Raw genomic sequence first — 20,920 nt, 5'->3', positions numbered from 1 at the left:
GCCCTCTGCCTTTTACTTAAAATTGAAAAGAAGCTTCCTTTTCGGGATAATTCAATCTTGTACTTTTGCGGCTTCCACCTACCGTCACATGCATCAGATTCATTTGTTTATCGTATGATTCATACAGGATGGAATTTACCACGTCGATCTTTTTAGGGGCCGTGGTGGCATTATCCACTTCAAAATAACCCCATACAGCATCGTTCTCTTTTTCAAACCCAACAAAACTCAGCGTTACTGCCTTATTATCCAGCTTTAACAGCAAATGGGTTTTAATGTATTCATTCACCAGTTTGTCGTTCTCCTTCTTATTGGCAGGAGCAGAAAGATCAACTTTGGCGTGGTATACATTTGCCAGCGTTTTCTCAAAATCGTCAGTAAAGATCTTACAGCTTATTTCAAGGTCTTTGTCAGCGGCATTGTAATTCATTTCAGTAACACTTACAAACAACGGATGGCGTGCCAGGGAATTGGCCGGCGCGCCGGAATGACTGCTAAAAGTTGCTAAAGCCGGGAACAACCATTTAAATAGTAGTATTACCATTAAACATGAAAATTTTAAGGTTACAAATCTCTTAATTATTTTAACACCTTCACGGCAATATGCAGGATTTCACAATTTATTTTAGACTGGGAACAGACCACATTCTTACCCCCGATGCGCTGGATCACATCCTGTTCGTAACTGCTTTGTGTCTGCGTTATTTGTGGCAGGACTGGAAAAAAGTAGTGGTGCTGGTGACGGCCTTTACCATCGGTCATTCATTAACGCTGGCGCTGAGCGCGCTGGATTATATTCATGTAAACACCAGTTGGATCGAGTTCCTGATACCGCTTACGATTGTGGCCACCTGTGTTAACAACCTGGTTCAACACAAGGCCGAACAACAAAAGCGGTTACCGGTGATCTACTTCTTTGCCCTGTTCTTCGGCTTAATACACGGGCTGGCCTTTGCAGGAACGCTCCTGAGCCTGGAAGGCAAAGAGGGCATCATTGGGCGCTTACTGGCCTTTAACATTGGCATAGAAGCCGCACAGTTACTTATTGTGCTTCTCGTGCTGCTGTTATCATTTTTACTAGTGCGATTACTTAAATTATCAAGAATGGTATGGTTGCGAGGTGCATCTGCCTTAATTTTGGTGATTTCACTCTTTTGGGCGTATCAAAGATTCCCATTTCATAAAAACTACCATGATGAATCAGAAAAAACAGTTCTTGTTTCTGGCGTTTGCTGTAGCGACACTGTATAATGGCGCACAAGGCCAGAACATACAGAACAACCCGGGTTCCAACCACGGAAATAAATTCGAACAGTTGGGCACCATACTGCCAACACCCAACGAATACCGCACTGCCAGTGGTGCGCCCGGTCCTAAGTACTGGCAGCAAAAATGCGATTACGATATCAAGTGCGAACTTGATGAAACCAACCTGAAACTGACCGGCAGCGAGACCGTTTCTTATTTTAACAACTCACCCAATACGCTTACGTATTTGTGGTTACAGCTGGATGAGAACGAGCACAGTTCAACCAAAAACGCCAATTACCAAACCGGCAGCGCCATGCCCCCAAAACTGGATGCAGCCATGGTAGACCGCTATGAAGAAGGTAATTCAGACAATGGTTATGGCTGTAACATTGTAAAGATCACCGATGCATTGGGCGCCCCGCTCAAATACACCATCAACAAAACCATGATGCGTGTTGAATTACCAACGGCTTTAAAACCCGGACAAAAATTCGCCTTCAACATTAACTGGAATTACAAGATCGCCGACCGCTTTACCTATGGTGGCCGCGGTGGTTATGAATTTTTTGCTGAAGATGGCAATTACCTGTTCACTATTACCCAGTGGTATCCCCGCTTGTGCGTATACAGCGATTTCCAGGGCTGGCAGAACCACCAGTTCACCGGTCGTGGTGAGTTTGCGTTAACCTTTGGCAACTTTAAAGTGCAAATGACCGTGCCGGCCGACCATATGGTAGGCGCAACCGGCGAATGCCAGAACTATGCACAAGTGTTAACGCCCACGCAAATGGCCCGTTATACAAAGGCACAAACAGCTAAAGAACCCGTTCAAATAGTAACCCTGGAGGAAGCTAAAAAAGCGGAGGCCACCAAAAGCAAAACAAAGAAGACCTGGATCTTCAAAGCTGATAATGTGCGCGACTTTGCCTGGACCTCTTCCCGCAGATTTGTATGGGATGCCATGCCAGCGGTTGTAGAAAGCAAAAAGGTGATGTGTATGAGCTTTTATGGCAAGGAAGCCTATGGCCTGTACAGCAAGTTCTCAACCAAAGCTGTTGCCCATACGATCAAAACCTATAGCAAATTCACCATCCCCTACCCTTACCCGGTAGCGCAAAGTATTGAAGCAGCCAATGGGATGGAATACCCCATGATCTGCTTCAACTATGGCCGTACCGATAAGGATGGCACGTACAGCGAAGCCACCAAATACGGTATGCTGGGTGTTATCATTCATGAAGTGGGTCACAACTTCTTCCCCATGATCATTAACAGCGATGAGCGTCAATGGAGCTGGATGGATGAAGGCCTGAACTCATTTGTAGAATACCTGACTGAAGAATTATACGATAATAAATTCCCTATTCGCGGAAAAGGACCAGCCTGGGCCATTGTTGATTACATGAAACTGCCAAAAGACAAGCTGGAACCTATTATGTCGAACTCAGAGAACATCATTGGCTTTGGTCCCAATGCGTATACCAAACCAGCTACCGGGTTGAATATGCTGCGCGAAACCATTATGGGCCGCGAACTGTTTGACTATGCCTTTAAAGAATATGCACGCCGCTGGGCATTTAAACATCCCGAACCAGCCGACTTCTTCCGTACTATGGAAGATGCATCCGGCGAAGACCTGGACTGGTTCTGGCGCGGCTGGTTCTTTGGAACCGATGCCTGCGATATTGCCATCGACTCCGTGAAATCCTTCAAGGTTGATCCCAATGGTACCATAGCAGGCGATGCCGTTGCTGATAAAGTTGTAGATAAACCCATGGTTACTGCCTTTGATGATATCTCAAAACAACGTAACCGGGAAGACAAGAGCATTCACTTCCTGACCGATCAGGATACTACTTTGCACGATTTCTACTGGCGATATGACCGTGGACTGGAACAAGTTGATACCACCGCCTTCCAGGTTACTGTACCTGCCACTGCCGAAGCGGTGGATGATGCTACCAAACAAAAAGTAGCCGGTAAATATTTCTATCAGGTAGGCTTAAGCAACAAAGGTGGTTTGGTAATGCCTGTAATTTTAGAATGGACGTTTAAAGATGGCAGCAAACAGGTAGACCGCATTCCTGCGCAGGTTTGGCGTCATAATGAGAACAGTGTAAACAAGCTGTTCATTAAAGACAAAGAAGTGGCTTCCATTAAACTGGATCCCATGCGTGAAACGGCTGATATCGATGAATCGAACAACAGCTGGGGCACCATGCCAACGCCTTCAAAGTTTTCTATATTTAAAGCAAAACAACAACCGCGCGGACAATCAACAGGGGTAACACCTATGCAAAAAGCGCAGGAGAAGAAAAAAGGATTTTAAATAACAGGTTCATATACAGATCGTCCCGACCTTGTCGGGACGATTTTTTTTGCGCTCTATTTAGCACAGCTTATCAAGAATATACCTACCTGATGGTAAACCCTTATGGGGATAAATTGATGATTGCACATTAGTACTTAATACATTATTTTTGCCACACCTGAAATTAAAATCCGGAGGTGCTTCTTAATCTGGGTTTTTCTTTCTAATATAGCACTCCATTCCTTTGAATTTCCACCGTTTTAAGGCTCCAATCTCCCAATAGCAATCTGTTATTTGTACCATTATCCCTTATTGATGCTGTAGGTCATGATGTTCCTTCCTTTTTTTGTTATTACATCAGCCAATCCCTTTGAAATGACTCCACTCCAATTTCTATGTTCCTGATATAGCTTATATCTAAAGACAATATATACTTATGAAGCAGTTTACCTCTACACTCTTAATGCTATTCACATGCGTGTACCTGTACGCACAACCGGGTACACTTTATACCGGTTTCAATCCAACGGGTACCCCTGGCTATACGATCAATGATATTGATGGTCAAGGTGATTTTACAAAAGGAATGGCAATAAAGTCCAGCGATGGCAGTATTTATGTAACAGGTTGGATCCAAGGCGCCTCTGACGACTCCCTTTTCATCTCTCACTATTTGAATAATGGCACGTTAGACCTGGCATTTGGCGGTAATGGTACCGTAAGATACCGGTTTAGTACATTGACCACACATAGTAATGCCATTGGGTTGCAAAGCGACGGTACTGTAGTAGTGGCCGGTTGGACCTACGCAAGCGACCATAACTTTTTTGTTGCCCGTTTTGATGGAACTTCCGGTGCACTAAAGAGTACGGTAAATACGGATTTTGGTGGTATTGATGAAGTGAATGCACTGATCATTCAAAGTGATGATAAAATAGTAGTGGCCGGGTTTGGCACCGCCAGCAGTTCAGTAGATCAGGACATGATAATAGCCCGTTATACAGCTGACGGCAGCATGCTTGATAATACATTTAATCCCTCGCCCGCACTCACACCTGGATACATTGTACAGAACATCACGGGGGCAGATGTCGCTAAAGCCATAGCCATCGACAAAACTTCCAGCGATATTATAGTAGCCGGTACAAGTAATTCGGGAAATGCCAATTCGGATTTTGCCATTCTTCGGCTTACCTCCACAGGTGGGTTTGTAAACAGCTTTGATTTTGATGGAATAAAAACCCAGAATATTATTAATAGCAATCATGATGAAGGAAATGCAGTGGCCATTGACGCCAATGGTAACATAGTAGTGGCGGGCACTACTTCCACCGGAGGAAATCCGGATATTGCGCTTATCCGTCTCTCTGCCGCAGGCGTGCTGGATCCCGGATTTAACACCACAGGCACCCCAGGTATTGTGGTCACCGATGTTGCTACCTTTCATAGCAACGAAGGTGTTAGCAGCGTAGCTATTCAAAACGACAATAAAATAGTTGTAGGCGGCGGAACAGACGGCAGTGGCGGCCCCACTTTCGATTTTATGCTGGTACGCTATATTGGCACAGGCGTTAATGCAGGCACGCTTGATGGTAATTTTGGGGCTGGCCTTAATGGTATAGCTACCGGCTCAATAGGCGCCAACGTAACCCCGACAGCCATGCTATTATCAGGAAACAAAATATATGCAGTCGCTAACACTCAAAGCACCCCCAATGTAGTGCTGGCTGTATTTAATAACGATGCGGTTGCGTTGCCATTGGTATTGTCATCTTTCTATGCGCAAAAGCAAACCAACAAAGTAGTATTGCAATGGCAAACCAGCAGCGAAGAAGGCGTTAAACAATTTGTGATCGAGCGCAGCACCGATGGTAAAACTTACAAGTCCATTGGCCAGGTAGCAGCTTCCGGAAACGGCAGCCTTACCAAAAATTACTCATTTGCCGATCAGAGCCCTTATATGTCCACCAGCAACTATTACCGGTTGAACATGCAGGATATAGATGGCGCCATTAAATACAGCAAAATACTCATCATTAAATTCGATGGTCAGTTAACCACCAGCATGGCGGTATTCCCTAACCCCACCAGAGATTTACTGCAGGTTCAACTGCCCGATGGTATGAACGGCTCAGTGGGTTTACAGGTGTTTGACCTGAACGGCCGCCTGGTGAAATTCACCCACCTGGCTTCTGATGGCAGTGCGCTTAACACCACTGTAGATGTGAGCACACTTGTAAGTGGTATTTACATCCTGAAAGCACAAGCCGGCAATGTTACATTGACCAGCCGCTTCATCAAGAAATAGGCAATTGACAACAGGCAATTAGCAAGCTAACAACAGCTCCTTATAATGAAAAAGCCCCGGGTAAATCCGGGGCTTTTCTTATATCTGTATTTTTGAATTTCATTTTCACATTTGTTTATTACCCACCCACGCTTCCATCTTTATACCTCACCTTCTTCTTACCCGAATTCTTCTTTTCAAACTCTACCACTTCCTTTGGTTTGGCTACCGCTTTCTTTTCTGTGGCTACCGGGGCTTTGGCTGCTTCTTCCAGTTTTCCCAGTGTATATACTTCAGAGCGTACTACCTGGCCGGTGACGGGATCATAATATTTCCATACCCCGTGTTTAATAGCCGCGCCTTCATTTTTTACGATCACGGTGCGGTAGGTATCAAATTTATCGGGGTCTTCAATTTCCAGTGTATCATATTCTTTATCGGGGTTCAGCGCCTTCCAGCTTTGTTCAAGCTTCAACTGGCCATCTTTGGTAAAATAGCGGCAAACGCTGTCCTTCAGCCCCCATTTATAGTATTCTATGCCTACCAGGTCGCCCATGAGGGAATATAAACGCCACTCTCCTTCCTTCCGGTCCTTTTCGAACCAGCCTTCCTCTTCATACCCGGCTTCGCCGCGTACATTATCGTAATGTATTTTCCAGGGCCCCCATTTACGGTTAACTTTATCAATCCGGTTCAGGGTATCGCCTGATGAAGTAAGTTTATAGCTTTTCCATTGGGCAAAGCTGCTCATAGAACTCAACACGAACACAAATAAGATCAAACGCATGATAACAGATTTCATAATGGTAATAACCCGCAATAATAACGCCAACCCTGGCTTTTTCATTGTCATGGTTCAACACCCGGTGCCGGCAGCTGTTACCTGCCGAGCGCTTTTTTATGAACGGGGTCATAAGCTATAACAATGACGTCTGCCTGCCTGCCCGTATAAGGTTCATTATCTTTGCCATAGGCCATAATTATTGAAGCCATTACTTTTGTAAAAACAGGCTTTCCTTTGATGGTAGTGGGTTTCATGGTGGCCAGTTTACCTGCAACACGTAAAACTTCCTTTTCAACCGCAGTATTGGTTACCGAGTCGCACCAGGTCTTCGTTACCTTGCCGGCTGTATCGACTATTAAAAAGAGGTTGCAGGTCCCTAATTCCATTCCCGATCCATCCGCTGCCATTGGAACACGAAGGTTCCTGTTAAAAAACCGCGTCAGGGCACCGAACTGGCCAATGCTTTGGCCATCATATTTAAAGAATGTGGTATCCCCCGAAATGGTGCCGTTCTTCGAAAATGAGGTGGTTATAGTACGCGTTTTACGGGCAGATTGCGCCCCGGCGTGCATCGTTAACAGCAGTATTGTGCTGAATAGTATAAGGTGTCTCATTCTTAAATTTAACCATTTTTTCAATGGGGTTCTTATGAAAAAGACAACAAATGTAACAGCGTAATTGTCTGTTTGTATCAGTGTTATTTCGTGGTCAGGAATTGCAGTGCCAGCTCATAGCCTTTCAACCCGAGCCCGATGATGCTGCCAGCCGATTTACCTGAAACGTGTGACAGTTTACGAAATTCCTCACGTGCATGTACATTGGAGATATGTACTTCCACTACCGGAGTTTTTATGCTCGCTATGGCGTCGCCGATAGCTACGGAAGTGTGGGTATAACCACCGGGGTTCATGATAATGCCATCGTAATCAAAACCAACCCGCTGTAATTCATTGATCAGCTCGCCTTCCACATTACTCTGGTAGTAATGGATCTCTACCTGGGGGTACTTGCTTTTCAATGTAGCCAGGTAATCGTCGAAGGAAGTGCTGCCGTAAATGCCGGGTTCGCGTTTTCCTAACAGGTTCAGGTTTGGACCGTTAATGATAGCTATTTTCATGCTTAATAATAATAAAAAAAGGTGAGCCACTCTCAAAGAGTGACCCACCTTTTGCCTTTTATATTAGTTCATATGCTCTTTGATCAAATTGATGAAGTCATCGAACAGGTAACGGCTGTCGTGCGGACCAGGCGTGCTTTCGGGGTGGTATTGAACCGAGAAAGCCGGTTGATCTTTCATTCTAATGCCTTCAATAGAATCATCGTTCAGGTTCACGTGGGTGATCTCGATGTTTTTAGCCTTCTTAACAGACTCAGGATCAACACCAAATCCATGATTTTGCGTAGTTACCTCGCATTTGCCGGTAAGCAGGTTCTTAACCGGGTGGTTGAGGCCACGGTGACCATGGTGCATTTTATACGTATTGATGTCATTAGCCAGGGCTATTAACTGGTGGCCCAGGCAAATACCAAAGGTGGGTACTTTTTCTTTCAGCACATCCTTTACGGTGATGATGGCGTAATCCATCGCTGCAGGGTCGCCAGGACCGTTGGAGATGAAATAACCATTGGGTGCAAAGGCTTTCAGCTCGCTGATAGGCGTTTTGGCAGGAAATACCTTTACATAAGCGCCCCGCTCCACCATGCAGGTAAGAATGTGTTGTTTGGTGCCGAAATCGAGCACCGCAATCTTAACCGGTGAGTTGGGATCGCCGAGGGTATATGGCTTGGTGGTGCTTACCACGCTGGCGAGTTCCAGGCCGTCCATGTTGGGCGTTTTTGCGAGTTCTTTCTTCAACTGCTCAACATCGGTTATTTCAGATGAGATGATGCAGTTCATGGCGCCTTTTGTGCGCACGTGCGTTACCAGCGCGCGGGTATCAACCCCTTCAATGCACACAATATTGTTTTTGATCAGGTATTGATCAAGTGATTCAGTAGCCTGTTTACGACTGTACTGTTCTTCCAGGTTGCGACCGATCATTCCACGAATCTTCACACTATCAGATTCAACATCAGTGTCTTTTGTTCCATAGTTACCTACGTGCACATTGTTCATAATAACAACCTGCCCATAATAACTGGGATCAGTAAATACTTCCTGGTAACCGGTCATCCCGGTATTAAAACAAATTTCACCAGTTGTAGTGCCTATTTTTCCAAAGGCTTTACCATAATGAATGGTGCCATCTTCCAATAACAAAACAGCGGGTTTTTGTAGCGTATTCGACATCTTACTATAAAAAAATTTTGCAAAAATAACACAATAATTAACGTACCAGTTCAATTTCTTGTTCACAGGATATTAAATATTCGAAACCAAATCCCGGCAAGGCAAAAAAAAAGCAAGACTAATAAAAGTCTTGCTCCTTTATAAAAACCAATTCGGTCATTTTTACTTTGCTGCTTTTTTTGCTGGTTTTTCTTCAGTTGCTTCAGCGGCAGGAGCGGCAGCTGTGTCATCAGCCTTTTTACGGGCACTTCCACCACGACGGGTTCTCTTCGCAGCTTCTTTAACTTCGCCTTTTCCTTTTCCGTAGATCTCGTTGAAGTCAACCAGTTCAATCATAGCTGTTTCAGCATTATCACCCAAGCGGATACCCAGCTTAATGATGCGGGTATAACCACCAGGACGGCCACCAACTTTCTCGGCGATAGCGCCAAACAGTTCGGTAACTGCCTCTTTATTTTGCAGGTAGCTGAACACTACACGACGATTGTGCGTCGTATTATCTTTAGCCTTTGTTACCAGCGGCTCGATAAATGTGCGCAGTGCTTTTGCTTTTGCCAATGTGGTATTGATACGCTTGTGCTTAATCAGTTCACTAGCCAGGTTCTTCAGTAACGCCTTCCGGTGGGAGGCCGTTCTGCCCAGGTTGTTAATTTTGTCGCCGTGACGCATGACGTTGTTGTTTTATCGACTGTACCGTGTCAGGAATTACAGTCTACATTATAAATATACTAGAGTTCTTCTTTGTCTAAGCCCAACTTGCTTAAGTCCATACCAAAGTGCAAACCTCTTTCAGCCAGTACCTGCTCAATTTCAGCAAGTGACTTCTGACCGAAGTTTCTGAACTTCATCAGATCTTCCTGTTCGTATTGAACCAGCTCGCTCAAACTGTTGATCTTTGCAGCTTTCAAACAGTTGAAAGCGCGTACAGACAGATCGAGGTCTTCGAGTGGGGTTTTGAGTATTTTGCGCAGTTGCAGCATTTGCTCATCCACCACATCCTCTTTCTTATCTTCTTTGTTATCAAAAGTGATGTTCTCGTCAGTGATGATCATCAGGTGCTGGATCAGGATCCGGCTGGCTTGTTTCACCGCTTCTTCAGGGTGAATGGTGCCATCGGTAGAAACATCCATGATCAGCTTTTCGTAGTCAGTACGCTGTTCAACACGGGTGTTTTCAATAGCATACTTTACGTTTTTGATCGGGGTGAAGATAGCATCAGTGGGGATGTAGCCAAATGGCGCATCTTTCACTTTGTTATCTTCAGCAGGAACATATCCGCGACCTTTTGAAACGGTCAGTTCAATGTCCAGCTTCGCTGATGAATCCAGGATGCAGATCAACAGATCGGGGTTCATGATCTCGAAGTTTTGTGTAGCTTCTCCGATCATGCCGGCTGTGAATTCTGCTTTATTTTTAATGCTCAGGGTAATCTTCTCCTGACTCACTTCATGATCTACTTTCTTCTTGAACCGAACCTGTTTCAGGTTCAAAATGATCTCCAGCACATCTTCGGTAATACCCTTGATGGTAGCAAACTCGTGGTCGATACCTTCAATACGAATACCTACGATAGCAAACCCTTCCAATGAACTCAACAATACTCTGCGCAAAGCATTACCAATGGTTACGCCGTAACCAGGTTCTAACGGGCGAAACTCAAACTGAGCTTCAAATTCCGTTGCTTTTTGTAAAACTATTTTGTCAGGTTTCTGGAAATTTAAAATCGCCATATTATAAATTTCTATTTTTTACGTTAGTAGAACTGTGAATGTGAGTGATTAAGGTAAGCGTTTCACCCGATACGGATCGAGCTCACGATTACTTGCTATATAACTCAACAATCAACTGCTCCTTAATGTTCTCAGGAACACTTTCACGCTCTGGATAAGCTACGAAAGTACCGCTCATCTCAGATTCGTTCCAGTCGAGCCAGCTGAACTTCTGATTTTTACCGCGGAAAACGCCGGTAATAGAAGCATTTGCTTTGTCTTTTTCTTTAACGCCGATGATATCGCCAGGTTGTAACTGGTAAGAAGGGATGTTTACCACCGCTCCGTTTACAGTAATGTGTTTGTGCGATACCAACTGGCGTGCGCCGGGACGTGAAGGAGAAAGACCCAGGCGGTAAACGGCGTTATCCAAACGGGCTTCCAGCAATTTGATCAGGTTTTCACCAGTAACACCTTTAATACGAGCTGCCTCTTCAAAGGTTTTGCGGAATTGTTTTTCCAGAACGCCGTAAGTATATTTAGCTTTTTGCTTTTCTTTCAACTGTAATGCATACTCACCGGGTGCTTTACGCTTTTTAGTACCACCATGCATACCGGGAGGATTGCTGTTCTTTGACAGATATTTACCATTGCCTAAGATAGGCTCGCCGAAAATACGGCAGATTCTTGTTTTTGGACCAGTGTAACGTGCCATGTTGTTATTAAATTAGATTTTTTGGTGACGATACACGATCCTAAAAATCTTAAAAATCAATCGTGTATCCTTTTTGATATATAAATAAATTTAGTGACTTGGGAGTTCCAAATCACTAAATCATAAAATATTACTATACTCTTCTTTTCTTGGGAGGACGGCAACCATTGTGAGGCAGCGGAGTAACGTCTTTGATCATTGCTACTTCAATACCGTTCTGAGACAAAGAGCGGATAGAGCTCTCGCGACCGGCGCCGGGTCCTTTTACATAAACATCAACTTTTTTCACACCTGCATCGAATGCAGTTTTTGCAGCGTCTGCAGCAGCCATCTGGGCGGCATATGGAGTGTTCTTTTTAGAACCTTTGAAACCCATTTTACCGGCACTGCTCCAGGAAATAACCTGGCCGTTCTTGTTGGTAATGCTGATGATAAGGTTGTTGAAGCTTGCAGAAATGTGAACATCACCATAGGTGTCCACCTTCACAATTCTTTTCTTCGCAGCGGCTTTTGCGCTGGGCTGTTGTGCTTTTGCCATAATTGTTAGGTAATCTTAAAAGTTTTAAAATAATTCCGCCTGAGCGGAAGCCAGATCAATACTCCGCCTGCACCTGCATCTGTAATTGACCTGTTTTATTGGTGCAATAATATATAAAGGCTCAAGCCACAAGCGGCAAGGCACAAGAATCAATAACTTGAGTCTTGTACCTTGTGCCTTGTAGCTTAAAGCAATTATTTCTTAGGTGCTTTCTTTTTACCGGCAACAGTTTTCCGTTTTCCTTTACGGGTACGGCTGTTGGTACGTGTACGTTGGCCACGAACAGGCAAACCTTTACGATGGCGCAAACCACGGTAGCAAGCGATATCAAGCAAACGCTTAATACTCATTTGCACTTCAGAACGTAACTGACCTTCTACTTTCAGTTCGTTGGTAATAATGTTACGGATTGCATTCAGTTCGTCATCATTCCATTGATGAACTTTCTTATCCAGTGAAATTCCTGCTTTGGTCAGGATATACTGGGAAGTAGCACGACCGATTCCAAAAATATAAGTAAGACCTATTTCGCCTCTCTTATTCTTGGGTAAATCTACACCGGCAATACGAGCCATATCTTTTCTTTATTGTTTATTTTTATTAGTTGCGGTTCTCTATTTGCTCCCGGATCAGCCGGGACCAATTGATTACCCTTGTCTTTGCTTGAAGCGCGGGTTCTTTTTGTTTATCACATATAACCGGCCTTTTCTACGCACAATTTTACAATCGGCGCTACGCTTTTTAATTGATGCACGAACTTTCATAACGTTTATTTATTTACAGTGCTTTACAACTATTTATAACGGAAGATTATTCTTCCTCTCGTTAAATCATAAGGGCTCATCTCCACTCCTACCTTATCACCAGGTAAAATCCTGATGTAGTTCATCCGCATTTTACCCGAGATAGTCGCTAGTATCTCATGCCCATTCTCAAGTTTTACCTTAAACATAGCGTTCGATAAAGCTTCTATAATTACTCCATCCTGTTTAATCAGCGGTTGTTTACCCATATAATTTTAAGGAGCGCAAAGATATGAATATCATCCTAAAAAAGAAAAAAATAAGAAATAATTAAAAATAATTGCCTGTTTTCCCTTTAATTCCCGGCAAATGTAGCCAAAAAAATACAAGGAGCACTGAAGATCCCAGGCTGTACAATAAACCTGTTTCAATACTCCTTGTACGTATTTAAATAGTTGACTATAAGCAACTTAATAAACTGCAACTGGCATTAATTCTACCTTGGTCATCTGGTAATAATGGTTTTGCAGCTCATGCATACTGATCGGCTGGTTCAGGTACCGGTGATCTTCCCGCCACCATATTTCCAGGTTCGAAAAGTTGTCTTTTTGGGGTAACAGCACCCTGAACGAGTCTTTCATGTACTTGGTACTACCATCCCCGTTCTCGTGTTTGGTAAAACCAAGCTTCCGCATTTGCTCATCAGTCAGGGCTATCGGGTACAGCTCGTGCGGTTCATACCAGAACTCGTTTCCCGCGGCTTCCACCAAGGCTTTCCCTTCCGGCCGGTCAACATCCTTCACCATTCCCTCTCTTTTCTGGCCTTCATATTCGGCCACAACAATATCTCCGAATTTAAGATCTGAAATTTTGATCATATGACAGCATTTTTAGTTGATTTCTAATTTACAAAAGGCTGGCCACATAACCATATTAAGTTTCAAGTGCAACTATTCTATAACAAAGGCTTCAGCCATCTCTTTAGCCGGTTCTGCGGCGGGCGCTGCCTTTGCAAACTTGTGGCTCACCTGCCGGTTAATGAAGAACATCAATATCATACACCCTGCCATGCTTGCCATCACAATGATACCCAGGGTGCTGTAATGCAGCAGCTTTTTATCGGGCCCTTCAGCGATCACCATGCCGGCCAATGCTGCGGCCAAACCGCCCGACAATTGCTGAACCGATGAATTAATGCTCATAAAAGCGCCCCGGTCCTTAGGTTCCGGTATGGCGCTTATCATGGCCGTGGAAGAGACCATCCGGGCCATAATACCAGCAAACATGATCACATTGATCGTAATGACCATGGCCAGCGGCGTTACGCCCAGGTTGGTATAAATAGCCACTATGATCATAGTCATCAGGGTACCTCCAACAAAAACTTTATACTTGCCCAGTTTATCGCTCAGGAAACCTGCGAGCGGACCAAAAATGAATGAGAATAATCCCGAAATGCCATACAGAACAGGAAGATCTTCCTGCGTCAATCCCAGGTTGTGAATACTGAAGGCGCTGCCAAAGGGCATCAGCATAAAGCCGCCGGTAGCCAGCAAGGTGGTGGCCAAAAACGCTAAGATGTAGTTTGAATTGGCGATCGTCTTTCCCAAATGTTCAAACGGATTACGGTCATGCTGCAACTTGAGGTGGGCCGTAACCGGTTTCATATACAGGGCAATGATGATACCCGGTATCAGGCCAACGCCCGCAATCATCCAGAAAGGCGCATGCCAGCCGAAACGGTTGGCCAGAACAAGTCCGATAGGAAGGCCTAGCACCTGGCTCACGCCAAAAGCCATTTGCACAAAACCCATGACCCGCCCTCTTCGCTCAATACTGAACAGATCGGTAATAATGGCCATACCCACGGAACCGATCACCCCGCCAAACAAGCCGGTCACAATACGGGCAGCCAGCAAAAGATGATACGTAGTGGCTATGGCGCATAAGGCGGTTCCAATTAAAAACCCGACATAAAAGAAAATAAGCAATTTCTTCCGGTCGAATTTATCAGCAAAACCTGCGGCCAGCAAACCGGAGATGCAGGCGCTGAAGGCGTACACAGATACCGCCCAGCCGAACTGCGAAGGGGTTATTTTCAATTTTGGCATTAGTATGGCGCCCAAGGGCGACATTACCATAAAGTCAAGGATAACAGTAAATTGTAAAAAAGCCAGGATGGCTATCACAAACACCTCGTATCCTGTAAAGGATGGTTTGGGTGCTTTGGTTGGTTTGGTTGAATTCATTTGATTAGGTTTAATAAATTTTAATTAATCAGGCAGTTCTTCACATACATACCCCGCATTGGTCAATACGCGAATAATGTCGCCCGGTAATAACCATGACGTTTCAATGCGCAAAACATTGTCAATATCATGCTCGTCAACATTCCATCGCAGAATGCCAGGTGTATCACCCATTACTGGGGAAATGCGATGAATGTCTTTTGCCGACACCAGGTTGGTTTTAAAAACCAATACCCGAAGGGCTTTTTTCGTGTAAGAAGGAGGTTTAATGTTATTCATAAAAATGAACATTCATTTACTTAATTGGACAAAAAATACTAAGGTTTGAGCGCCTTCAATACCAATTTCAGGGTCATGTTTACCATTTCGTCGTTTATGGTAAACTCGTCATTGGCGTGACTCCTGCCCTGGCTATGGAATTTTATCAACTGGTACAATGGAGCAAAAGCAATGGCCCAATACACCTCAAAAGGCAGCGGCATCATTTCGCCCCGGTTGATGGCATTCATCACAAACGATCCCAATACATCCCCGAATTTTTGCCGTATAACCTGCCTGATGGTCTCATATAATGGACTGTACCGGATCTGCTCAATAAATTCCATCTCGTCCATATTTTCCAGGTAGAACTTCAGCCGGTTTTTCCATTGTATTTCCATGCCATCGGCAAATGACATTTTCGGATGTATGCCCTGCAAACTACTTTCCATTAACCGGAGGCTGATCTCAGTCGCGATCTGGTTTATCAGGTCTTCGCGGTCTTTATAATAAATGTACAGGGTAGCTGGCGACACGCCGGCGGCCTTGGCCAGCTTTTGCATGCTGAAACCGTCAAGACCCTCCTTTACAACCATTTCAATGGCCTGTTTACGGATACTATTTTCTTTATTGGTATCTCTTGTGCGCATCGGGAGCAAAGATAAATGAATATTCATTCACTTTTAAATGTTTTCACCGAAATTTCACCGAGGTTGGGAAATGAAGGCTGAAATGGGAAGTATGAGATAAGAAAGATGGGTAAGAAAATCCTGATTAGTAGGCCAGCCTGTTCCGGACATGATTTCCGGGGTTTGCTGGTTAGAACAGTAAATCTCCAGCTAATTTTTTTGATTTATAACTGGAAACGAAATTCTCCAACTATTTTTTGCGATTTGTAACTGGAAACAATACGCTTCAAATTATTATTTGCGATTTATAGTTTTAAACAATGCCACTCCAACTATTTTTTACCATTTGTAGCTGAAAATGATCTTTATAAACGGAAAAGTACACACGCAAACTGACAACCTGAACTTAAAACTGAAAACATGGAACTTGAAACTGTTCCCGGTATTAATTTTTTAGCTGTGACTTTTAATGTCTTAACATATTTTTTGGAGCGCGTAAGTTGCTGTACCTTTGCACTCTGATACATCATGCAACGAAAACAACTTACCCGTTGTCGTAGTGCAGTTAGCCATGAACACAAATATTATGAAAAAAACAATTTTGTTTACCTCGCTGGTACTGCTGCTGTTTGCCGCATGCCGCAAAGCCAACAACCCAACGGTGTACGACCTGGGGGTAGATGTGCAAGTTACTTTTGACAAGGATAATGTGCAGGTTGCGATCGATAACCAACCTTTACTGAACACACAGGTAACTACCAACGAGCTGTTAGGATTAGCCACAAGTATTTCTACTGTCAATACCGAAGGGAAACATACCATTAAAGTGGTTGTAAATGGTACTGTAGTAAAAACTGAAAACTTTACCCAAAGCGGCGAACTGTACGTAGGAATTAATTATAACAAAACAGCCGGCGATATTTCCTTTAAATTTTCACCACACCGGTTCATCTATGATTAATTGAAAGGGCCATCACTAAAATATTTCCTCCTGATAAAATCGGGAGGATTTTTTTTGCCCCTAGGAACGCTTTTTATAATTGATCACCGCCCAGGTATTCAGCACCGCCGCAAAACCCAGCACGGTAAAAATGTGCGTGCTGATGTCTTTTAACCCACTACCCTTCAGTACTACCATTCGCATTACATCAATAAAATAAGTAACAGGGTTGAACTTTGTAATGACCTTCGCCCAGGCCGGCATACTATCTATAGAGGTATATAACCCGCTTAATAAAATAAATACCATCATCAAAAAGAACGACAGCAGCATGGCCTGTTGCTGGTTGCTGGTATACGTTGATAACAGCAATCCCAGTCCCAGCACGGCCAGCAGATACACCGCAGCAAATATATAGATCACCGCAAAACTGCCCAGCGGCATAATGCCATAGGCTACCCGCGCAATGGTTAACCCAATGGTAAGGATCAGCAAACCCAGGATCCAGAACGGGATCAGTTTACCTAAGATGAAATGATATTTTTTTACCGGGGTTACATTGATCTGTTCAATGGTGCCTATCTCCTTTTCCCGCACAATGTTCAAGGATGCCAGAAAAGAACCCACCATGGTCACCAGCACTACCAGGATGCCCGGCACCATAAAATACTTGTAATTCATGGAAGGGTTGAACCAGTTGCTCGATGTTACTTCAACCTGTAACTCCGGACTGAACCGCGGTATCTGGATCCATTTCAACCGTACCTCGCGGTTATAATCCTGGATTATACTTCGCAGGTAAGCGCCACCCAGGTTGGCTTTTACGCCATTAATGGCATTGATGGCCATAAACAGGGTGGACTCATTTTCTTTTATCAGCTTCTTTTCAAAATCGGCCGGGATCTCCAGCACCAGGTCCGATTTGTCGTGCTCAACCTGTTGCAAGGCGTTGTGGTAAGAACCGGAATAATCCTGCAACCGGAAATAACCGGAAGCCGTTACTTTATTAACCAGTTGCATGGAGTATTGCGAATGGTCATGGTCTACTACGCTCAGCTGAATATTCTTTACTTCATAATCGGCCGCCCAGGGCAAGATCAGCAATTGTATAGAAGGCATCATAAAAATGATGCGAATGATCGATGGATCGCGGAAGATCTGCCGGAACTCTTTTTGCAACAAAAAACGTAAGGTTCTCATATAAATAATTTAGGCGAGTCTTATTTTGAAATTCCTGATACTTAGAACCAGTAAAAACAACAGCATGCCGAACAGTATTAAAGTCTCCTTCCATACAGCTGTAATTCCCAGCCCCTTTATCATCACTTCTTTTACGATATAATAAAACCATTTGGCCGGTACTATATTCGAGATCACCCGTAATGGCAAAGGCATATTTTCAATGGGGAACATAAACCCACTCAACATGATCGTTGGCAGGAACATGCCCGTTAATGCAATGAACATGGCGGTTTGCTGTGAATCGGTGCCAGTAGAGATCAGCAACCCAAACGCCAGACAGGTAAGCGTGAACAAAATGCTTTCAAAGATCAATAACAGCAAACTGCCATTGATGGGCACATCGAGCACAAATACACTCAGCAACAGAATGCTGGTAATATTTACGATTGACAACAATAAATAGGGAACGGCTTTGGCCACTACTATCTTAAATGGCTGCATGGGCGATACCAGCATAACTTCCATAGTGCCTAATTCTTTCTCGCGTACAATAGTAATGGCGGTCATTAACGTACACACCAGCATCAGCACCATGGCCATAACGCCCGGCACAAAACTATACGCCCCTTTTAACTGCGGGTTGTACAACATGCGCATCTCCGTTTTAATGGTGTACGGCAGGCGGCGGTTGTTGGTGATGCGGTCCTGGTAATCGAGAATGATAGCTGTTGCATAGTTTGTGAGGGTATTGGCCACATTGGGGTCCGATGCATCGGCGATCAGTTGCACCTGCGCGGTATTGAAATGATCCAGGTCGCTGGCAAAGTTCTCGGGAAAAACAACGGCCAGTTTAATGGCCCCTTTTCTGAATGCCGCTTCAATTTCCTGGTAAGAATGAATATCCTGCACAATATCAAAATAGCGACTGGCATTCAACTCGGTGCGAAGCGCCTGTGTGGAGGCATCGTTCGACTGATCAAAAATGGCGATCTGCGAATTCTTTACTTCATTGGTCAATGCAAATCCAAAAATGAGGATCTGCATGATGGGCATGCCCAATAAAATAAACAGGGTTCGTTTGTCCCTTAATATATGATGAAATTCCTTCTTTACAAATGAAGTGAACTGTTTCATAAGAATGATTTATGAATAATTAAATCTTATTCTTATCCAAGTGCCGGTTACCGGTTACCGGTTTCCGGTCGCCGGTTACCAGGATACTGGTTAACTGGTCAACTCAATCACCGCTTCTTTTAGCCTGTCTGGCCAGTTTTAAAAACACCTCATCCATCGAAGACACGTTAAATGTTTTCTTAAGCTGCGTGGGAGTATCCAGTGCATCTATCCGGCCATCGACCATAATGGAAACCCGGTTACAATACTCGGCTTCGTCCATGTAGTGAGTGGTTACAAAAACGGTGATCCCCGATTCCGCTGCTTTGTAGATCATGTTCCAGAATTCCCGACGGGTAACAGGATCAACACCGCCTGTAGGTTCATCAAGGAAAACAATCTCCGGTTCATGAAAAATGGCTACGGAAAAAGCCAGCTTTTGTTTCCAGCCAAGCGGCAATGATCTTACCAGTTTATTGGCTTCTGCTTCCAGGTGTAGTTCCCGCAGCAGAAAAGCAGTTTTCTCTTTTATAAAGGCATCACTCTTACCATATATGCCCGCATAAAAGCGGATGTTCTCCCGAACGGTAAGGTCTTCATACAGGGAGAACTTCTGACTCATATATCCGATGCTCCGTTTTATTTGCTCGGTTTGTTTATATACATCAAACCCCGCTACGGATGCTTTGCCCGAAGTAGGGATCGACAATCCGCATAACATGCGCATGGCCGTTGTTTTGCCGGCGCCATTCGCGCCTAGGAAGCCGAAGATCTCCCCTTTCTTTACTTCAAACGTAATGGCATCTACGGCAGTAAAATCGCCAAAGCGTTTAGTAAGTGACTCAGCGCGTATAGCAATATTGTTTGTATTCATTGTTTTTTCAAATTCTATGGTGAATCAAGCTGTAAGCTGTCGCGGCAACCATAAACTCGTTAACTTGTCAACTCTATCAACTCCGTCAACCTTATCAACTTTCTCCCCCCTTCATCAACGCAATAAAACAATCCTCAATATCGGCGCGAATAGAACGTACCTCCACATGCCCCAGTTGGTGTTGTTGTAAATAAGTGGTTATAGAGGAAGCGGTATACCCATCCTTTAACACCACATGATGAAACTCCCCAAACGGATAAGCATCCAGTACACCTTCATACTGTTGCAGCAGATTTAATAACTGCAGCATGTTAGTATCCTTAACTGCCAACAGTGGGTGTTTGTAAGAAGCGATCACTCCTTCCGGACTATCTACTGATAAGATCCCGCCATTCTGTATCAGGGCTACGCGGTCGCACAGACTGGCTTCATCCATATAGGGCGTTGATACAAGAATGGTGATGCCCTGGTTTTTAAGACTGCGCAACATTTCCCAGAACTCTTTTCTAGAAACGGCATCTACACCCGTGGTGGGTTCATCCAGAAACAACACCGATGGTTTATGGATCAATGCACAACTCAACGCCAGCTTTTGCTTCATACCACCTGATAACTTTCCTGCCCTTCTGTCCTTGAAAGGTTCTATTTGCGAATAAATGTCTTTAATGAGATCATAATTCTCCTGTATGGTGGTATTGAAGATGGTAGCAAAGAATTCAAGGTTTTCTTCAATGGTCAGGTCCTGGTACAACGAAAATCTGCCCGGCATATACCCAACCCTCTGACGAATGGCTTTAAAATCTTTTACCACATCCAGGCCATCAACTGAAGCGGCACCACCATCGGGTAACAATAAAGTAGTAAGTATGCGGAATAAAGATGTTTTACCTGCGCCATCAGGACCAATGATGCCGAATAGCTCACCCTTCTCTACCTCAAAGGAAATGCCTTTAAGGGCTTGAACGATTTCCTTTTTCTTACCATATTGCTTTGTCAGGTTATTTGCAACTACTGATGGCATGTGTCAATGTTTAAAAGTCGACGAGT

Annotated in this window: 24 protein-coding genes; 4 read left to right on the top strand and 20 right to left on the bottom strand. The window is 44.2% G+C overall.

Annotated elements, in window-relative coordinates; translation table 11 throughout:
- Positions 1–16: 16 nt before the first annotated feature.
- Positions 17–544, bottom strand: a complete 528-nt coding sequence (locus tag ACJ751_RS17180; RefSeq protein ID WP_407746750.1) for a DUF6702 family protein — start codon at positions 542–544, stop codon at positions 17–19.
- 59 nt (positions 545–603) lie between these two features.
- Between ACJ751_RS17180 and ACJ751_RS17175 the strand changes: the two genes are divergently transcribed.
- The 3 genes from ACJ751_RS17175 (at position 604) to ACJ751_RS17165 (ending at position 5,870) form a co-directional block, all read left to right on the top strand.
- Positions 604–1,251: a HupE/UreJ family protein gene (locus ACJ751_RS17175; RefSeq protein WP_407746749.1), complete on the top strand. Its 648-nt coding sequence runs from the start codon at positions 604–606 to the stop codon at positions 1,249–1,251.
- Entirely contained in the window at positions 1,196–3,580 is a 2,385-nt protein-coding gene (locus ACJ751_RS17170; RefSeq protein WP_407746748.1) for a M1 family metallopeptidase, read from the top strand. Before ACJ751_RS17175 ends, ACJ751_RS17170 begins: the two co-directional genes overlap by 56 nt.
- A 418-nt stretch (positions 3,581–3,998) precedes the next feature.
- Complete coding sequence (locus tag ACJ751_RS17165; RefSeq protein WP_407746747.1) at positions 3,999–5,870, top strand: T9SS type A sorting domain-containing protein; 1,872 nt, start codon at positions 3,999–4,001, stop codon at positions 5,868–5,870.
- Between the two features lie 118 nt (positions 5,871–5,988).
- Here ACJ751_RS17165 and ACJ751_RS17160 read toward each other — a convergent pair whose 3' ends face one another.
- The 15 genes from ACJ751_RS17160 to ACJ751_RS17090 all read right to left on the bottom strand — a co-directional run bounded on the left by ACJ751_RS17160 (position 5,989) and on the right by ACJ751_RS17090 (position 15,785).
- Positions 5,989–6,636: a hypothetical protein gene (locus tag ACJ751_RS17160; protein ID WP_407746746.1), complete on the bottom strand. Its 648-nt coding sequence runs from the start codon at positions 6,634–6,636 to the stop codon at positions 5,989–5,991.
- A gap of 92 nt (positions 6,637–6,728) precedes the next feature.
- On the bottom strand, positions 6,729–7,247 hold the full coding sequence (locus tag ACJ751_RS17155) for a hypothetical protein (protein ID WP_407746745.1): 519 nt from the start codon (positions 7,245–7,247) through the stop codon (positions 6,729–6,731).
- Between the two features lie 83 nt (positions 7,248–7,330).
- Positions 7,331–7,750, bottom strand: a complete 420-nt coding sequence (gene aroQ / locus ACJ751_RS17150; protein WP_407746744.1) for a type II 3-dehydroquinate dehydratase — start codon at positions 7,748–7,750, stop codon at positions 7,331–7,333.
- Positions 7,751–7,813: 63 nt separating this feature from the next.
- Positions 7,814–8,923 (bottom strand): glutamine-hydrolyzing carbamoyl-phosphate synthase small subunit, encoded by a 1,110-nt coding sequence (gene carA, locus ACJ751_RS17145; RefSeq protein ID WP_407746743.1) that lies wholly within the window; start codon positions 8,921–8,923, stop codon positions 7,814–7,816.
- Positions 8,924–9,085: 162 nt separating this feature from the next.
- Positions 9,086–9,592, bottom strand: a complete 507-nt coding sequence (gene rplQ, locus ACJ751_RS17140; protein ID WP_407746742.1) for a 50S ribosomal protein L17 — start codon at positions 9,590–9,592, stop codon at positions 9,086–9,088.
- A 59-nt stretch (positions 9,593–9,651) separates the two neighbouring features.
- Complete coding sequence (locus tag ACJ751_RS17135; protein ID WP_407746741.1) at positions 9,652–10,653, bottom strand: DNA-directed RNA polymerase subunit alpha; 1,002 nt, start codon at positions 10,651–10,653, stop codon at positions 9,652–9,654.
- Positions 10,654–10,741: 88 nt separating this feature from the next.
- Complete coding sequence (gene rpsD / locus ACJ751_RS17130) at positions 10,742–11,347, bottom strand: 30S ribosomal protein S4 (RefSeq protein WP_407746740.1); 606 nt, start codon at positions 11,345–11,347, stop codon at positions 10,742–10,744.
- A 133-nt stretch (positions 11,348–11,480) separates the two neighbouring features.
- Positions 11,481–11,885: a 30S ribosomal protein S11 gene (rpsK, locus tag ACJ751_RS17125; protein WP_407746739.1), complete on the bottom strand. Its 405-nt coding sequence runs from the start codon at positions 11,883–11,885 to the stop codon at positions 11,481–11,483.
- A 194-nt stretch (positions 11,886–12,079) separates the two neighbouring features.
- A complete protein-coding gene (gene rpsM, locus ACJ751_RS17120) occupies positions 12,080–12,460 on the bottom strand; it encodes a 30S ribosomal protein S13 (protein ID WP_081203536.1) in 381 nt (126 codons plus the stop codon).
- Between the two features lie 72 nt (positions 12,461–12,532).
- Positions 12,533–12,649 (bottom strand): type B 50S ribosomal protein L36, encoded by a 117-nt coding sequence (gene ykgO / locus ACJ751_RS17115; protein WP_010519235.1) that lies wholly within the window; start codon positions 12,647–12,649, stop codon positions 12,533–12,535.
- A gap of 29 nt (positions 12,650–12,678) precedes the next feature.
- Positions 12,679–12,897, bottom strand: a complete 219-nt coding sequence (gene infA, locus ACJ751_RS17110; protein ID WP_014220632.1) for a translation initiation factor IF-1 — start codon at positions 12,895–12,897, stop codon at positions 12,679–12,681.
- 201 nt (positions 12,898–13,098) lie between these two features.
- Positions 13,099–13,506, bottom strand: coding sequence for a hypothetical protein (locus ACJ751_RS17105; RefSeq protein WP_407746738.1), 408 nt, complete (start codon positions 13,504–13,506; stop codon positions 13,099–13,101).
- A gap of 72 nt (positions 13,507–13,578) precedes the next feature.
- Positions 13,579–14,877, bottom strand: a complete 1,299-nt coding sequence (locus tag ACJ751_RS17100; protein ID WP_407746737.1) for an MFS transporter — start codon at positions 14,875–14,877, stop codon at positions 13,579–13,581.
- A gap of 24 nt (positions 14,878–14,901) precedes the next feature.
- Positions 14,902–15,156 carry a hypothetical protein gene (locus ACJ751_RS17095; protein WP_407746736.1) on the bottom strand — a complete coding sequence of 85 codons (255 nt, stop codon included), beginning with the start codon at positions 15,154–15,156 and terminating at the stop codon, positions 14,902–14,904.
- A 38-nt stretch (positions 15,157–15,194) separates the two neighbouring features.
- Positions 15,195–15,785 carry a TetR/AcrR family transcriptional regulator gene (locus ACJ751_RS17090; protein ID WP_407746735.1) on the bottom strand — a complete coding sequence of 197 codons (591 nt, stop codon included), beginning with the start codon at positions 15,783–15,785 and terminating at the stop codon, positions 15,195–15,197.
- A gap of 565 nt (positions 15,786–16,350) precedes the next feature.
- On the opposite strand from ACJ751_RS17090, the gene ACJ751_RS17085 reads away from it, so the two are divergent.
- The gene (locus ACJ751_RS17085) at positions 16,351–16,725 is read left to right on the top strand and encodes a hypothetical protein (protein WP_407746734.1); all 375 of its coding nucleotides are present in this window, start codon (positions 16,351–16,353) and stop codon (positions 16,723–16,725) included.
- Positions 16,726–16,785: 60 nt separating this feature from the next.
- Here ACJ751_RS17085 and ACJ751_RS17080 read toward each other — a convergent pair whose 3' ends face one another.
- The 4 genes from ACJ751_RS17080 to ACJ751_RS17065 form a co-directional block, all read right to left on the bottom strand.
- A complete protein-coding gene (locus ACJ751_RS17080; RefSeq protein WP_407746733.1) occupies positions 16,786–17,904 on the bottom strand; it encodes an ABC transporter permease in 1,119 nt (372 codons plus the stop codon).
- Positions 17,905–17,913: 9 nt separating this feature from the next.
- Positions 17,914–19,020: an ABC transporter permease gene (locus tag ACJ751_RS17075; protein ID WP_407746732.1), complete on the bottom strand. Its 1,107-nt coding sequence runs from the start codon at positions 19,018–19,020 to the stop codon at positions 17,914–17,916.
- A 103-nt stretch (positions 19,021–19,123) separates the two neighbouring features.
- Entirely contained in the window at positions 19,124–19,873 is a 750-nt protein-coding gene (locus tag ACJ751_RS17070; RefSeq protein WP_407746731.1) for an ABC transporter ATP-binding protein, read from the bottom strand.
- 94 nt (positions 19,874–19,967) lie between these two features.
- Positions 19,968–20,894 carry an ABC transporter ATP-binding protein gene (locus ACJ751_RS17065; RefSeq protein WP_407746730.1) on the bottom strand — a complete coding sequence of 309 codons (927 nt, stop codon included), beginning with the start codon at positions 20,892–20,894 and terminating at the stop codon, positions 19,968–19,970.
- Between the last annotated feature and the right edge of the window lie 26 nt (positions 20,895–20,920).

This window comes from Niastella sp. (assembly GCF_045805085.1).
Taxonomy (GTDB): Bacteria; Bacteroidota; Bacteroidia; order Chitinophagales; family Chitinophagaceae; genus Niastella.
This window is presented reverse-complemented; position numbering and strand designations above follow the sequence as displayed.